At 72.8% G+C, this 14,216-nt stretch carries 13 protein-coding genes and 1 riboswitch; of the genes, 6 read left to right on the top strand and 7 right to left on the bottom strand.

All coding sequences use genetic code 11. The features are described 5' to 3' along the window. Positions 1-6: 6 nt before the first annotated feature. Positions 7-1,197, bottom strand: a complete 1,191-nt coding sequence (locus ABZS58_RS20430) for an aminotransferase class V-fold PLP-dependent enzyme (protein WP_354783588.1) — start codon at positions 1,195-1,197, stop codon at positions 7-9. A gap of 12 nt (positions 1,198-1,209) precedes the next feature. Continuing rightward, positions 1,210-1,326: riboswitch (SAM riboswitch) on the bottom strand. 32 nt (positions 1,327-1,358) lie between these two features. On the opposite strand from ABZS58_RS20430, the gene ABZS58_RS20425 reads away from it, so the two are divergent. Further along, positions 1,359-2,921: a PrsW family intramembrane metalloprotease gene (locus ABZS58_RS20425; protein ID WP_354783586.1), complete on the top strand. Its 1,563-nt coding sequence runs from the start codon at positions 1,359-1,361 to the stop codon at positions 2,919-2,921. On the opposite strand, the gene ABZS58_RS20420 is transcribed toward ABZS58_RS20425, so the two are convergent. Further along, complete coding sequence (locus ABZS58_RS20420) at positions 2,912-3,262, bottom strand: co-chaperone GroES (RefSeq protein ID WP_354783662.1); 351 nt, start codon at positions 3,260-3,262, stop codon at positions 2,912-2,914. The genes ABZS58_RS20425 and ABZS58_RS20420 overlap by 10 nt on opposite strands. Before the next feature lie 118 nt (positions 3,263-3,380). On the opposite strand from ABZS58_RS20420, the gene ABZS58_RS20415 reads away from it, so the two are divergent. Then, the gene (locus ABZS58_RS20415; RefSeq protein ID WP_354783584.1) at positions 3,381-4,652 is read left to right on the top strand and encodes an AI-2E family transporter; all 1,272 of its coding nucleotides are present in this window, start codon (positions 3,381-3,383) and stop codon (positions 4,650-4,652) included. An 18-nt stretch (positions 4,653-4,670) separates the two neighbouring features. Here ABZS58_RS20415 and ABZS58_RS20410 read toward each other — a convergent pair whose 3' ends face one another. Continuing rightward, positions 4,671-4,946 (bottom strand): hypothetical protein, encoded by a 276-nt coding sequence (locus ABZS58_RS20410; RefSeq protein ID WP_354783582.1) that lies wholly within the window; start codon positions 4,944-4,946, stop codon positions 4,671-4,673. A gap of 405 nt (positions 4,947-5,351) precedes the next feature. Beyond that, positions 5,352-7,337 (bottom strand): ATP-dependent DNA helicase, encoded by a 1,986-nt coding sequence (locus tag ABZS58_RS20405; protein WP_354783660.1) that lies wholly within the window; start codon positions 7,335-7,337, stop codon positions 5,352-5,354. Between the two features lie 130 nt (positions 7,338-7,467). Between ABZS58_RS20405 and ABZS58_RS20400 the strand changes: the two genes are divergently transcribed. Beyond that, positions 7,468-7,962, top strand: coding sequence for a DUF402 domain-containing protein (locus ABZS58_RS20400; protein ID WP_354783580.1), 495 nt, complete (start codon positions 7,468-7,470; stop codon positions 7,960-7,962). Here ABZS58_RS20400 and sigJ read toward each other — a convergent pair. Next, entirely contained in the window at positions 7,945-8,817 is an 873-nt protein-coding gene (gene sigJ / locus ABZS58_RS20395; RefSeq protein ID WP_354783578.1) for an RNA polymerase sigma factor SigJ, read from the bottom strand. The two genes, ABZS58_RS20400 and sigJ, sit on opposite strands and share 18 nt — an antisense overlap. A gap of 71 nt (positions 8,818-8,888) precedes the next feature. On the opposite strand from sigJ, the gene ABZS58_RS20390 reads away from it, so the two are divergent. The 3 genes from ABZS58_RS20390 to ABZS58_RS20380 all read left to right on the top strand — a co-directional run bounded on the left by ABZS58_RS20390 (position 8,889) and on the right by ABZS58_RS20380 (position 11,645). Further along, on the top strand, positions 8,889-9,887 hold the full coding sequence (locus ABZS58_RS20390) for a hypothetical protein (protein WP_354783576.1): 999 nt from the start codon (positions 8,889-8,891) through the stop codon (positions 9,885-9,887). Between the two features lie 115 nt (positions 9,888-10,002). Continuing rightward, on the top strand, positions 10,003-10,629 hold the full coding sequence (locus ABZS58_RS20385) for a DUF47 family protein (protein WP_354783574.1): 627 nt from the start codon (positions 10,003-10,005) through the stop codon (positions 10,627-10,629). Next, entirely contained in the window at positions 10,629-11,645 is a 1,017-nt protein-coding gene (locus ABZS58_RS20380; RefSeq protein ID WP_354783658.1) for an inorganic phosphate transporter, read from the top strand. Before ABZS58_RS20385 ends, ABZS58_RS20380 begins: the two co-directional genes overlap by 1 nt. A gap of 3 nt (positions 11,646-11,648) precedes the next feature. Here the strand turns inward: ABZS58_RS20380 and ABZS58_RS20375 are convergent, their stop codons facing one another. Beyond that, positions 11,649-13,670 carry a M91 family zinc metallopeptidase gene (locus ABZS58_RS20375; RefSeq protein WP_354783572.1) on the bottom strand — a complete coding sequence of 674 codons (2,022 nt, stop codon included), beginning with the start codon at positions 13,668-13,670 and terminating at the stop codon, positions 11,649-11,651. Positions 13,671-13,875: 205 nt separating this feature from the next. Continuing rightward, complete coding sequence (locus ABZS58_RS20370; RefSeq protein WP_354783570.1) at positions 13,876-14,202, bottom strand: hypothetical protein; 327 nt, start codon at positions 14,200-14,202, stop codon at positions 13,876-13,878. Positions 14,203-14,216: the final 14 nt, after the last annotated feature.

The raw sequence follows: 14,216 nt of genomic DNA, 5'->3' as shown, positions 1-14,216 counted from the left end.
GGCCGGTCAGCGAAGGGCGGCGAGGAGCCGGTCGATGTGGGCCTGCGTGGTGCCGAGGCCGAAGCTGGCGCGGACCGCCTGCGCCGGCGCCTGCGCCGACGGGTCGAGGCGGGCGGTCGCCTCCGCCAGGAGCCGCCGGGTCAGCGGGTGCGCGCAGAACAGCCCCGTCCGCACGCCGATGCCGTGGTCGCGGCCGAGTCGCGTGGCCAGCTCGCCCGGGTCCTCGCCGAGCACCGCGAACGACACGATGCCGACCCGCTGCGCCTCCGGCCCGAACAGCCGCAGCTCCTCCACGTGCGGCAGCTCGGCCAGCCCCGCCCGCAGCCGCGCGACCAGGGCCCGCTCCGCCGGGTGGTCGGCACCGGCGAGCTCACGGCACGCGGCGGCGATCGCGACCGCGCCGAGCAGGTTGGGCGTGCCGGCCTCGTGCCGGGCCGGGCCGGTCGCCCACCGCACGCCGGCGTCGTCGTCGACATGGGCACTGGCGCCGCCCCCGGCCAGATACGGCTCGGCGGCGTCGAGCCAGTCCGCGCGGCCCGCGAGCACTCCGGCGCCGAACGGTGCGTACACCTTGTGACCGGAGAACGCGACATAGTCCGCACCCAGCGCGGTCAGGTCGACCGGGGCGTGCGGGGCGAGCTGCGCGGCGTCGACCGCCAGCCGGGCGCCGAAGCGGTGCGCGACGTCGGCGAGGGCCGTGACCGGCCACACCTCGCCGGTCACGTTGCTGGCCGCGGTCACGCTGACCAGCCCGCACCGCTCCCGGCGCAATGCGTCCTCCAGCGCCGCCACGGCCTCCTGCGGCGAGCGCGGCGCGTCGAGGTGCACGGTCTTCTTCCACGGCAGCAGGTTGGCGTGGTGCTCGGCGTCGAACGTGAGCACGGCCGCGCCCTCGGGCACCACCCGGGCGAGGAGGTTCAGCGCGTCGGTCGTGTTGCGGGTGAAGACCACCGTGTCGCCGTCGCGGGCGCCGAGGAAGTCCGCGACGGTCTCCCTGGCCTGTTCATACTCCCGGGTGCAGCGCTCCGACAGTGCGCCGGCGCCGCGGTGGACGCTGCCGTAGAACGGCAGGAGCTCGGCGACCGCGTCCGCGACGACCCGCAGGCACGGGGCGGTCGCGGCGATGTCGAGGTTGGCGAAGTCGACACTGCGGCCGTCGCGCAGTTTCACGTCACCGGGGGACAGGATCGTGGACATGGCAGAGCCCTCCGCTCGCGCTTGCCCGGACACACCGCGCGCCGGACCGTGTCATCACCCGGGGCACCCCGCCGCGAACGCGAGGGTTGCCGGCCAGCAAGCCGGGGCTGTGCGCTGGCACTCATGACCTGTGCTCACCGTAGCGCGGTTAAGGTTGGCCCATGACCGAACTCCCGCCGAGTGGGACGCCATCGGATCCAGCCGCTTCGCCGCCCGCGCAGGAGCGGTCACCTTGGGCTGGTCCGGTCGCCGGCGCCGCGCCCGCCGCCGGAGATCCGGTCGGCCTGGGCAAACCCTCGGTGCAGGACTGGGACAGGGCAGCCGCCGACGTCGTGCCCAACGTGATGGAGGAGTCCGCTCCCGACACCGGCGAGCAGCGCTATCCGACTGCGGCCCTCGCTCTCGCCGCCGCCCCGCCCGCCAAGCGCTCCGACCGCCGCCGCCTCTGGACGCTCATCGGCGTCATGGGCGGGATCGCGGCCTGCGGCGTGGCCCTGCTGGCGTTCTTCGGTTTCAGCGGCGGATGGACCGCCCTGGTCATCGGCGTGGGCGCCGCGGTCATCCCCGTGCCGCTGCTGGTCGCCTGTTTCCTCTGGCTCGACCGGTACGAGCCGGAGCCCGTGCGCTATCTCGTCTTCGTCTTCGGATGGGGGGCGTGCGTCGCCACCGCCGTCGCGCTGGTGGTCAACACCGCGGGCGGGGTGCTCGCCGACAAGCTCGGCCTGTCTGACGCGATCGTGGCGGTCGTGGTCGCGCCCTTCATCGAGGAGAGCATGAAGGCGCTCGGGCCGATCCTGCTGTTCTGGCGGCGCCCGCGTGCGTTCTCCGGTCTGATCGACGGCATCGTGTACTGCGGACTCTCCGCGACGGGCTTCGCGATGGTCGAGAACATCCTGTACCTGGGCTTCAAGGGCTACGCGGACACCGCCGAGGACGCCGGACCGGTCAACGGGGCGGTCGCCCTCGTCGCGATCTTCGTGGTGCGCATCCTGATGACCGGCTTCGCGCACCCGCTGTTCACCTCCATGACCGGCATCGGGCTCGGCCTGGCCTCCCGCAGCTCGACGAAGGCGGTCCGGTGGCTCGCGCCGATCGCCGGGCTGCTGCTCGCGATGCTGCTGCACGGGTCGTGGAACCTCATGTCGGTCACGGCCTCCGCCAGCGCCTGGGTGCTGCTGTACGGGTACTTCGCCGTCATGATGCCGATCTTCCTGTGCATGGTCGGCTTCGCCCTGTGGCAGCGTTCCAACGAGGGCAAGCTGACCGAGCGGATGCTCACCGAGTACGCGCGGGCCGGCTGGTTCTCACCGCCGGAGGTGGCCGCCCTGGGCACCCTCGGCCGCCGGCTCTCCGCCCGCCGGTGGGCCAAGCGGGTCGCCGGCGACCCGGGCGCCAAGGCGATGCGGGCGTTCCAGTTCGACGCGACGAAGCTCGCGCTGCTGCGCGACGGGCTGTACCGCGGCCTCGACAAGACACCGGAGCGCCGGATGGAGGCCCTCGCCGAGGAGCGGCAGCTGCTCACGGCGCTCGCGGCCTACCGCCAGGTCTTCATCGGCCGCGATCCGCAGGCGCCGCTCGCGGTGTGGGACGGCAGCAGGTATCACATCACCTTCCCGGACGGGATGGTCCGGGTGCTCGCCGCTCCGCCCACTCCGGTCGTGCCGGTCCCGGTCATGGTGCCGCAGCCGCCGGTGTACTGGCCCTATCCCTACCCCTACAGATAGAGCCCGGTCGAGTCCGGCTCCACCCGGCGGGCCGCGACGGCGTGCACGTCACGCTCCCGCAGCAGCACGTAGTCGCGGCCCTGCAGCTCGACCTCGGAGCGGTCCTCCGGGTCGAACAGCACCCTGTCGCCGGACACGATCGACCGCACGTTGGGGCCCACGCCGACCGCCGTCGCCCACGACAGGCGCCGTCCCACCGACGCCGTCGCCGGGATCACGATGCCGGACACGTGCCGGCGCTCGCCCTCGGCGCCTTCGAGCCGCACGAGGACCCGGTCGTGCAGCAACCGGATCGGCAGGCCCCCTTCCACATCGGACACGACGGGCGGGGCGGTGGTCACCGGGTAGCCGGCGGCTGGCTGGGCTGTCACGGATGCGACGCTACCGCCTGGGTACGTGCCATCGCCGCCGGACCCGGTCTACGGTGGGGAGTCCGCTCGCGTCGTCAAGGGGGGTTCCGTGGGCCGGTTCGATCAGGTGCGCGTCAACCTCCGGCGGGCCTATGAGCAACGCCTCGAGAAGGCCCGCATCGAGCGGGAGGAGGCCGCGGCCGCTTCGCCGGCTCCGGAGGATCCACCGCCCGCCCTGGAGGACGGTCACGCTTCGACGGGTCACGCTTCGACGGGTCACCATTCGACAATGAGCCGCGACGACGCCGAGGTCCCGCACGGGCTGCGCATCACCGCCGCCTGGTCATGGCGGCTGCTCGTCCTCATCGCCGCGCTGGCCGTCCTGCTCTTCCTCGTCAGCCGCCTCAGGACCGTCCTCATCCCACTGAGCATCGCGCTGCTGCTGTCCGCGCTGCTCGCGCCGATGATGGGCTTCCTGCGCCGCCGGGTGAAGCTGCCACCGTCCCTGGCCGCGTTCCTGGTCCTCATCACGGGCCTGGCCGCCGTCGCCGGCGTCCTCACCCTCGTGGTCTCCGAGTTCGTCGACGGCTTCCCGGCCCTGGCCGACAAGGCCTCCGTCGGCGTCAACCAGATCCAGGGCTGGCTCACCACCGGCCCGCTGCACCTCAACGGCAGCCAGCTCGACGCCACCTTCGACGCCGCGTCCAACTGGCTCAACGACAACCGCGGCAGCCTCACCGACAGCGCCGTCTCCACCGCCACCGCCACCATCGAGTTCTTCGCACTGCTCCTGCTGGTGCTCTTCGTCACGTTCTTCTTCATGCGCGACGGCCACCGCATCTGGCTCTTCCTCACCGGCGTCCTGCCCACCCCGGCCCGCGACCCGATCCGCCGCGCCGGCGAGGCCGCCTGGCGCACCCTGGTCGCCTACGTCCGCGCCACGGTGCTGGTCGCCTTCATCGACGCCCTCGGCATCGGCCTGCTCCTGGTCATCATCAACGTGGACTTCTGGTTCCCCCTCGCGACGATGGTCTTCCTCGCCGCCTTCGTGCCGATCATCGGCGCCACCGTCTCAGGCGCCGTGGCCGTCCTGGTCGCTCTCGTCGACGAAGGCCCGATCAGCGCCCTCGTCGTCCTCATCGGCGTCATCGCCGTCCAACAACTCGAAGGCCACGTCCTCCAACCCCTCATCATGGGCCGCGCCGTCTCCGTCCACCCGCTGGCCGTGATCGTCGCCATCTCCACCGGCGTCGTCCTGGCCGGCATCATCGGCGCACTGGTGGCCGTCCCCCTCGTGGCCGTCCTGAACACCGGCATCCGCCACCTGGTCCAACACCGCCACGAACCCCCACCCGACGCGGTCATCATCTCCGCCGACTAGTGCGGTGACCACAAACGTTCACCGGGTTGAGGCTCCGCCCGCCCGACGATCGTTCTCCACCCAGCGGCTCATGTGCTGATCGACGACCTCTCGCACCTGGCGGCGGATGTCCGTGTAGCCCATATCGCCCAGCCCTTCCGCCTCAATGACTGCATCGGTGAAGCTGTCCACGTCGCCCGGAGGCGACTCTTGGAGCCGACGGTTCTCGTCGGGTGGCAGGCAGAACCCCAGCTTGATGCACAGTTCGTTGAGGAGCCGTTGAACGTCGGAGTCCAGGTCGTCGCGGTAGCCCATGGGGGAAGCATGGCGACTCACGTCCTGGGCTGCCAACACCACGAACGTTTGTGGTCACCGCACTAGCGGCACCGGCGATCCAGCACGGGCCGATGACCTTCCTGACGTTCAGCGGGGCAGCCCACAGCGCTCATGGCTGCCTGGAACAGTGACCCCGCGCGACTGGCAGGCGGAGGCGGTCCATCGGGCGCGCCAAGGGAGATACCTGGCCTGCGCGGGTCATGGTTTGGGCCGTGCGCCCGGCGCTCTGCGTCCCTGATAGGTGATCGACGTGCGCAGGGCCTCGGGTCTGGCCGGCGACGCGGGGACGGCGGAGGGACGTCAGTTCGGGCGCGGCGGTCACGGTCGCGGGTGGCGCGGGCTGGTCCGGCTGCCAGGCGGAGATCGCCGCCGAAGCGCGGAGTGCTACGAGCTTCCCAACCGGCGCAGGGCGCCGCGGACCAGGTCGGGCTTGGTCGTGTACCAGAACGGGGGCAGGGACGCCCGCAGATAGGGGCCGTAGCCACGGGCCGTTTCGAGGCGGGAGTCCAGGACGGCCACGACGCCCTTGTCGGTGCGGGCGCGGATCAGGCGGCCGACGCCCTGGGCGAGACGGACCGCGGCGATCGGGACGCTGACGGCCGCGAAGCCTGAGCCGCCCGAGGAGTCGACGGCGGCGGAGCGGGCGGCGGCGAGGGGCTCGTCGGGGCGGGGGAAGGGGAGGCGGTCGATGATGACGAGCTGGCAGGCGTCGCCGGGGACGTCGACGCCCTGCCAGAGGGACATGACGCCGAGCAGGCAACTGTTGCGGTCCTCGCGGAACTTGCGGACCAGGATCGGCAGGGACTCCTCGCCCTGCAGGAGGATCGTGATGCCGGGGGCGCGGGCGCGCAGCACCTCGGCGGCGCGCTCGGCGGCCTTGCGGGAGGAGAAGAGGCCCAGGGCGCGGCCGCCGAGGGCCTGGACGAGCTCGACCATCTCGTCGGCCGCTGCGTCGGACAGGCCGGAGGTCTGCGGGCGCGGGAGGTGGGCGGCGACGTAGAGGATGCCCTGCTTCGCATAGTCGAACGGGGAGCCGACGTCGAGGGAGCTCCACGCGAGGTCGGCCTCGTCGCGGGCGGCGTCGGCGCGCTTGACCGCCTCGCGCGCGGCCTCGGCCGGGGACGCGCCGGTGGCGAGGGCGGGCGCGGGGGTGGTGACGGGGAGGCCGAGGGAGCGGGCGACCGTGTCGAACTGGCCGCCGAGGGCCAGGGTCGCCGACGTGGCGACGACGGTGCGCTCGTGGAACAGGTGGGTGTTGAGGGTGCCGGCGACCGAGAGGGGCGCGACGACGACCGCGCGGCGGCCGCGGTCGTCGCGCTCGATCCAGACGACGTCATGCTCGGCGTCGGCGAGGATGCGCTGGGCGATCTTGGTCAGGTCGCCGACCATGGTCTTGGCCTGGGCCTTGCGGACGGGGTCGGCGTCGTCGGCCTTGACCTCGCCGATGGCGTCGATGGCCTTGCGGCCGCCGCCGTCGAGGAGGGTCAGAGCCTCGCCGAGGGTGGTGGGCAGGCCGTCGGTGATGCGGCCGGCGGGGGCGTCGGCGAGCGCGACGGTGAGGGTGTCGCCGGCCTCCATGAGCCGGTCGGCGACGTCGTCGTCGACGTAGGGGCGGCAGCGGCGGGCGGCCCGCTCCAGCAGCTCGGGGGTGAGCTCGGCCTGCGACGCGGAGCTGACCCGGTCGGCGAGCTCGTGCGCCTCGTCGACGACGAGGAGCCTGTGCGGCGGGATGATCATGCGGCCGCTGAGCATGTCGATGGCGAGGAGGCTGTGGTTGGTGACCACGATGTCGGCCTCGCGGGCGCGGGCGCGGGACGCCTCGGCGAAGCACTCCGCGCCATATGGGCAGCGGGCGGCACCGACGCACTCGCGGGCGGGCATCGAGACGAGCTTCCAGGCGGAGTCGTCGACGCCCGGGTCGAGCTCGTCGCGGTCGCCGGTGTCGGTCTCCATCGCCCAGTCGCGGAGGCGGTCGATGTGCTTGCCGATCCGGCCGGCCTCGCCGAGCCAGCGGGTGGGCCGGGCCTCGCCGACGTCGAAGAGGGCGTCCTCGGGCTCCTCGGCGGAGGTGCCCTCGAGACGGGCCAGGCAGAGATAGTGGTGCCGGCCCTTGAGCACGGCGAAGGTCGGCCGCCGGCGCAGCAGCGGCTCGACCGCGTCGGCGAGCCTGGGCAGGTCGTGGTCGACCAGCTGGGACTGCAGCGCCAGGGTGGCGGTGGACACCACGACGGGCCCGTCGATGAGCAGCGACGGCACGAGATAGGCCAGGGACTTGCCGGTGCCGGTGCCCGCCTGGACGAGCAGGTGCTCCTCCTGGGCGGCCGCGCGGGAGATCGCCTCGGCCATCTGCTGCTGTCCGGGTCGCTCCATGCCGCCGGGGACGGCACCGACGGCGGCGGACAGCAGATCAACGGTGGCAAGCGTCGCGGTCACGCCAAGAAGCTACCGTGCCGGTACGACAGAAACCCGTCGGGCGGACCAGGATCAGTACTGTGGGCGCATGCCAAAGGTGGTCTACCGGAAGTTCGACGGCTCACTGCACTGGAACTACGAGACCAGACTCCTCGGCGAGGACGACCACGGCATCTGGGTCGGCGCCGACAGTGGCACCATCGTGCACCGCGGACCGACGAGGACGGGCCCGGTCGAGTCGCCGCACGTGCTGCTCTTCCCGCGCCAGTCCTGGTGGACCGCCTGCTTCAACGCCGCCCCGCACCGCACCGAGATCTACTGCGACATCACCACGGTCCCGCACTGGATCGAGGAGACCGAGGTCACGATGATCGACCTGGATCTCGACGTCCGGCGCCGCCGCACGGGCGCGATCGAGCTGCTCGACGAGGACGAGTTCGCCGCCCACCAGGTCAAGTACTCCTACCCGGCCGACGTGATCGCCGAGGCCCAGGCCAGCGCCGACTGGCTCTTCGGCGCCGTCACCCAGCGCACGGAGCCGTTCGGCACCAGGTATCACGAATGGCTAGATCTGGTCCGATGAGGGCAAAGGTGGCAGCTTCGCCGGATTGAGCTGGTTGTAGAGCCCGGTCACGAGCCCTGAAGGGCTGATCGACAGGCTGGCGACCGCGACCTGTGAGCCGGACGTGACGACCAGCCCGACGTCGCCGTTGACGAGGACGGGCTCGACGTCGAAACCGTGCCGGTAGAGGCCGAGCACGAAGCGGGCCACCCGCAGCGCCCCGACGATCGGCCGGCGGGCCGCGGAGACGACGCCCCCGCCGTCGCCGAGCGCCACCACGTCCGGGGCGAGAAGCTTGAGCAGCGCGTCGAGGTCCCCACCGGACGCCGCGGCGGTGAACGCGGCGAGGACCTCGGCCTGCCTGGCCCGGTCGGTGGTGTGCCGGCGTTCGCCGTCGGCGACGGCCCGGCGGGCCCGTGAGGCCAGTTGCCTCGCGTTCTCGGCGGTGGTGCCAAGTGTCGCCGCCACCTCCGCGAACGGCACGGCGAACACGTCGTGCAGCACGAACGCCACCCGCTGCTCCGGGGTCAGCGCGTCCAGCACGAGCAGCAGCGCGATGCTCACGCTGTCGCGGAACGCCACCCGCTCGCCCGGGTCGATCTGTGCGGGGTCGGCGATCCGCTCGATCAGCGGCGACGGCAGCCACGGCCCGACATACGCCTCGCGCCGGACCTTGGCGGCGCGCAGGTGGTCGAGGCACAGCCGCCCGGTGACGGTGGTCAGCCACGCCCGCAGGTCGGCGACGCCGGAGGTGTCCGCGCCCGCGAACCGCAGCCAGGCGTCCTGCACGACGTCCTCGGCGTCGGCGCGGCTGCCGAGCATCCGGTACGCCACGCCGAACAGATGCCCGCGGTGCGCGCTGAACCCGTCGTCCACGCGCCCATTCAAGCCCATCGGAGCAGGGCGTTTCGCACCCGGGCGATATGTACGTTACATACCATTTAGGAATGAGCAATGGTCTGGCCACGATCGCCGGCGGCCTCGTCGGCCTCGCTGCGATGGGTGCCCTCGCCGCGGCGAGAGCGCGGCGGGGCCGGCCCTATCTCGCCGACGGCCTGCTCGTCGCCGTCGACGGTCCGGCCGATCCGATCGCCGCCGCGGTCCGCGCCGGCTTCGCGGGCGTCGAGGTCGCCGTCCGGCTCGACGGCGACACCAGCCCGCCCGTGCTGCGCCTGGACTGTGCCATGCCCGACGGCGAGCCGGCGCCGACGTTCGAGGACGCCGTCCTGGAGCCCCTGGCGGCGCTGGTCGACGCGAGCCCGGTCGGCCGGGTCCATCCCCGCCGCGCCGAGCCGTTCCTGCTGCTCGTGCACGCCGACCCGGACCTGGCGGCGCCGCACAGGACCTCGTACCCGCCCCAGCAGCGGGGCGCGCCGGCGCTGCAGACCGCGCGGCCGGAGTACGAGGCCCTCGACCTCCTCCTGCGCCCGCGGGCCGAACTGCTCACGACGTTCCTGGGCGGCCGGGTCGTGCCCGGCGCGATCACCGTCGTGCTCACCGGCTCGTACTGGTCCCGCGTCGACCTGCTCGGCGCCTACGAGCGGTTCGCGTTCCTGGAGGGCCGCTTCAGCGACCTGGAGCCGGGCGGGCTGCCAGTCACCGTCGCGCCGCTGGTCACCGAGGCGCTCGGGGCCAGGCTCGGCTGGGACCCGCAGGAGGAGTGGCCCGAGTTCCCCGCCGAGGCGCGGCACATCGTGCGGTCGCTGATCGGCGCCGCGCACGCCGGTGGCCGGCGCATCCGCTTCGTCGGCGTGCCCGAGGACCCGCGCGCGGTGCGCTCGGCGTTCTGGCTGGAGCTGCGCGCCGCGGGCGTCGACCTCATCGCGAGCCGCCACCGCGGCCCGCTCGCCAGGTTTCTCCGCAAACCCGTCGAACGGGAGCGAAAGCACCGGGCGGAGCCGCGGCGGGCCGTCGTACAAGATGAACACAAGCTGAACGAGAGATGAACTGCGCAAGGTCACAGGACTGCGGTTCTGCCAACCCCGGGGGCGGGATCTAGCATTCCCGCCGAGGACCAACCGGTTTGCTCGCGGAATCCGTTCACGTCTCGAGGTCAGGGCTGTGCGTTTCAGGCTTCGTCCCAGCGACGATTCGTTCTACGAGTTCTTCACCCGTGCGGCGAAGAACCTGGTGATCGGCACGGAGCTGCTCTCCGAGCTGGCGCTCCCGGGCGTCGACGTACAGACCGTCAGTGAGCGGCTGGTCGAGGTCGAGCACGACAGCGACGCGATCACGCACGAGCTCTACAAGAAGATCAACTCCAGCTTCATCACGCCGTTCGACCGGGAGGACATCTACCGGCTCGGATCGCTGCTCGACGACGTGATGGACCACCTCGAGGCGGTCGGCAGCCTGCTCTACCTCTACGGCCTCACCAAGCTGCCGTCGCTGCCCCGCGAACTGCACGAGATGGTCAAGGTCCTCGACCAGCAGTCCAGGCTCACCGCTGAGGCGATGCCGCGGCTCAAGACGATGAAGAACCTCGAGGAATACTGGGTCGAGTGCAACCGCCTGGAGAACGAGGGCGACAACGCGTACCGCATGATGCTCGTGCGCCTGTTCTCCGGTGAGTACGACGCGCTCACGGTGCTCAAGATGAAAGAGGTCGTCGACGAGCTCGAGGCCGCATGCGACGCCTTCGAGCACGTGGCGAACACCATCGAGACCATCGTCGTCAAGGAGTCCTGATCAGCGCCCAGCTCGTCGCGGTGCTGGCGGTCATCCTCGTGGCGCTGGTGTTCGACTACACCAACGGCTTCCACGACGCGGCCAACGCGATCGCGACCTCCGTCTCCACCCGCGCGCTCAGCCCGCGCACCGGCCTGATCATGGCCGCGCTCGGCAACTTCGCCGGCGCGCACCTCGGCGGCGCCGTCGCCAAGACCGTCGGCAGCGGCATCATCCACCCGCCCAGCGGCATGAGCGGCCTCGGCATCGTGTTCGCCGGCGTCGTCGGCGCCATCGCGTGGAACCTCATCACCTGGTACTTCGGGATCCCCTCCTCCTCGTCGCACGCCCTGGTCGGCGGCCTGGTCGGGGCGTCGCTCGGCGCGATGCTCCTCGGGGTGCAGGACGCCACCGTGCTGTGGTCCGGCATTTTGGAGAAGGTCGTCATCCCGATGGTGGCCTCGCCGCTGGTCGGCTTCACGCTCGGCGGGGCCTTCATGATCGCCATCATGTGGATCTTCCGGAACGGCAACCCGCGCAAGCTCAACAAGGGCTTCCGCTACGCGCAGACCGTGTCCGCCGCGGCGATGTCCGTCGGCCACGGCATGCAGGACGCCGCGAAGACCATGGGCATCGTCGTCCTCGCCCTGTACGCCGGCGGCTACCAGGACAACACCAGCCACATCCCCGAGTGGGTCTTCTGGACGTCCTCGACGATGCTGGCGCTCGGCACGTACTCCGGCGGCTGGCGCATCATCCGCACGCTGGGCCGCAAGGTCATCGACCTGGACCCGCCGCAGGGCTTCGCGGCCGAGACGGTCGCCTCCGGTGTGCTCTTCACCACGTCATGGCTGGGTGTACCGATCTCGACGACCCACACGATCACCTCGGCGATCATGGGCGTCGGCGCGACCAAGCGGCTCTCCGCGGTCCGGTGGAGCGTGGCCGGCAACATCCTGATCGCCTGGGTCCTCACCTTCCCGGCCGCGGGAGCCATCGCCGTCCTCGCCTACCTGCTCTCCCGCTGGATGTTCTAGCGGCTAGGGACTCCCGTACGTGCCGCGGTGCGCCAGACGCATCTCGGCGCGCAGGCCGTTCTCGGTGAGCTCGATCGGATGCCGCGGGTCGATCCGGTTGGCGGTCGCCGGGTCGCCGTCGTCGTCGATCGGCAGCCCGGCGGCCTGCCGCTCGGAGTTGGGCACCGGATTGCCGAAGCCGTCCACGTCACGCCCGCTGGCACCGTTGTACGAGCGCCGGTCGACCGTGCCGTGCGTGAAGTCGTACACGTGCGCCAGCTCATGGAAGAGCGTCACCACCGGCGGCCGTCCGTCCAGCACGCCACCCCACGCCGGGTTGTAGAGCACCACCGGCCGCGGTCCGGGCCTCGCGTGCCCGTTGTCGTCCGCCTCCGGCTGGATGGTGATCGGCACGCCGGTCGCCTGGAGTGCCGCGAGCATCTGCCGGCCGTCGGGCGAGGCGCTGAGCAGGTCGAGATCCGCCCGCACCCGCGCGACGAACTCCGCGTCGCCCTCGATCCGCACGAAGCTGTCCAGCCCGCCCGCGGAGGAGACCGCGGCGAACCGCTCGACCCCGGTGGCGCGGTCCTCGCCCTGGCCGTACAGGACGTCGTCGCCCTCACCGCCGGCCACCACGTCCGCGCCGGCCCCGGAGTACACGACGTCGTCGCCCTTGCCGCCGATGATCAGGTCGTCGCCGCTCCCGCCGGAGAGCACGTCCCGGCCGTCGCCGCCGTCCAGGGTGTCGTCGCCGGTGCCGCCGTCCAGGTAGTCGCCGCCCGCGCCGCCGATCAGGGTGTCCCGGCCGTCGCCGCCGTACAGCACGTCGCCGTCCTCACCGCCGTCGAGCCGGTCGTCGCCCGCGCCGCCGTCGACGTAGTCGGCGCCGTCCCCACCGAACAGCGTGTCGTCGCCGCCGTTGCCGGTCAGCCGGTCCTCGCCGTCGCCGCCGACGACGGTGTCCGCGCCGCCACCGCCGCTGATCACGTCGGCGCCGTCGCCGCCGAACAGCAGGTCGTCGCCCTCGCCACCGTCGACCTGGGCCGTGCCGTCGCCGCCCCGGAGCCGGTCGTCCCCATCGCCGAGCATCGCGATCTCGGTCACCGGCCGCCCGCCGCGCGTCCCCAGCGGTCCCAGGCTCACCAGGTCGTCGCCCGCGCCGCCCAGGACCTTGTCGGCGCCCGCCCCGGCGATGATCACGTCGTCCCCGTCGCCGCCCTCCAGCACGTCGTCGCCGGAGCCGCCGAGCACGGTCACGGCGCCGGCGCCCTCCACGCGGACGGTGTCGTCGCCCGCGCCGGCCCGCACGACCAGCCGCGCGCCCGCGGGGACCCTGACCGGCACCCCGTCGACGAGCACGATCCGGCTCCCGTCCGGCTCGGTGCGCACCGTGATCACATCACCGCCTCCGGCCGCGTTGACCACCACGCTGCCGGCCACGATGACGTCGACCCCGGTCCCGCTCTCCCCGGCGGCCGCCCAGCCCTCCACCCGCCCGGCCGCCACCGCACCCCAGCCCGCCGCGACCGCCGCCCACTGCGGCCGGTCCGATCGCAGCGCCGCATCATGGACGAGCAGCGCCTGCACCACCTCGGACCGGATCGCGGCGGCATCACCGGCGGCCCGTCCGACCGCGTCGGCCTGCGCCCGGTCAACGGGGCTGAACGTGACCGCGTCCCGCCCCCGCCGGTGCGGCACGGCCGCGCCGATCCGTCGCCACCCGTCATCGAGCAGGTCCTGCCCCCGCCGCAGCAACGCGGCCATCGCCTCCAGCCGCCCGGCGGTCGCCGGCCCCATCCGCGCCATGGTGTCCAGGTCCCGCCCCAGCTTCGCGCGGTGCCACTGGTAGCTCTCGGCCGCGTCCCCGGCCCACCCGCCGCTGTCCACGGCCCGCGCCGCCGCCTCCAGCCCGGCCAGCGCCGCCGCGGCGTCCTGCCCCGTCGCCCGCCACACCCGCGCCGCCGCCTCCAGCGACTCGGGCCGCGCGTCGAGCCGCCACAGGTCGTCGACGACGATCGACGCCGCCACCGCCTCCGCCGTGGTCATGCCCCCACCCCCACAACCGTCCCGACCACACCGTGCCGCCCCGCTCCGGGCCCGCACCGCTGTCCGACCGCACCCGCCGCACTCCAGCCGCCGCGTCGCGCTGCCACAGGACGGCAACCGCCGTCAGCGTCGCCCCGATCGGGCATCTTCGGCGTGCTGCGCCGTCCCGCGGCCGCGGGTCCGCACCGCGCGCCTTCCGCGCTGGTCATGCGGTGACTCCGCGGGAGCCGCCGACGCGCTGGTCGGCGAGGCGGTCGGCCTCGTGGTACGCGAACGCGGTGCGCAGCAGGCGGTCGGCGTCGCCCTCCAGGACCGCGGCCAGCCCGGTGATCGCGGCGTGGGCGTCCTGGAGCACGAGGGTGCAGGTGCCGTGCAGGGTGGCCGCGCCGCCGAGGGTGCCGAACGTCGACGGGGGCAGCGGCAGGTGGCGGTAGCCGCCACCGAAGTGGTCGCCGAGGCGCGATGCCGCGGCCAGGCTGGCATCCGCCAGATCGCTCAGCGCTCCGGGATCGGCCCGGATCTCCTTCGCCATATCGCGCAGGGTAG

The organism is Dactylosporangium sp. NPDC005555 (assembly GCF_040605635.1).
Lineage (GTDB): Bacteria > Actinomycetota > Actinomycetes > Mycobacteriales > Micromonosporaceae > Dactylosporangium.
The sequence above is the reverse complement of the archived record's forward strand: the minus strand, read 5'-3'. Positions and strand labels throughout refer to the sequence as shown.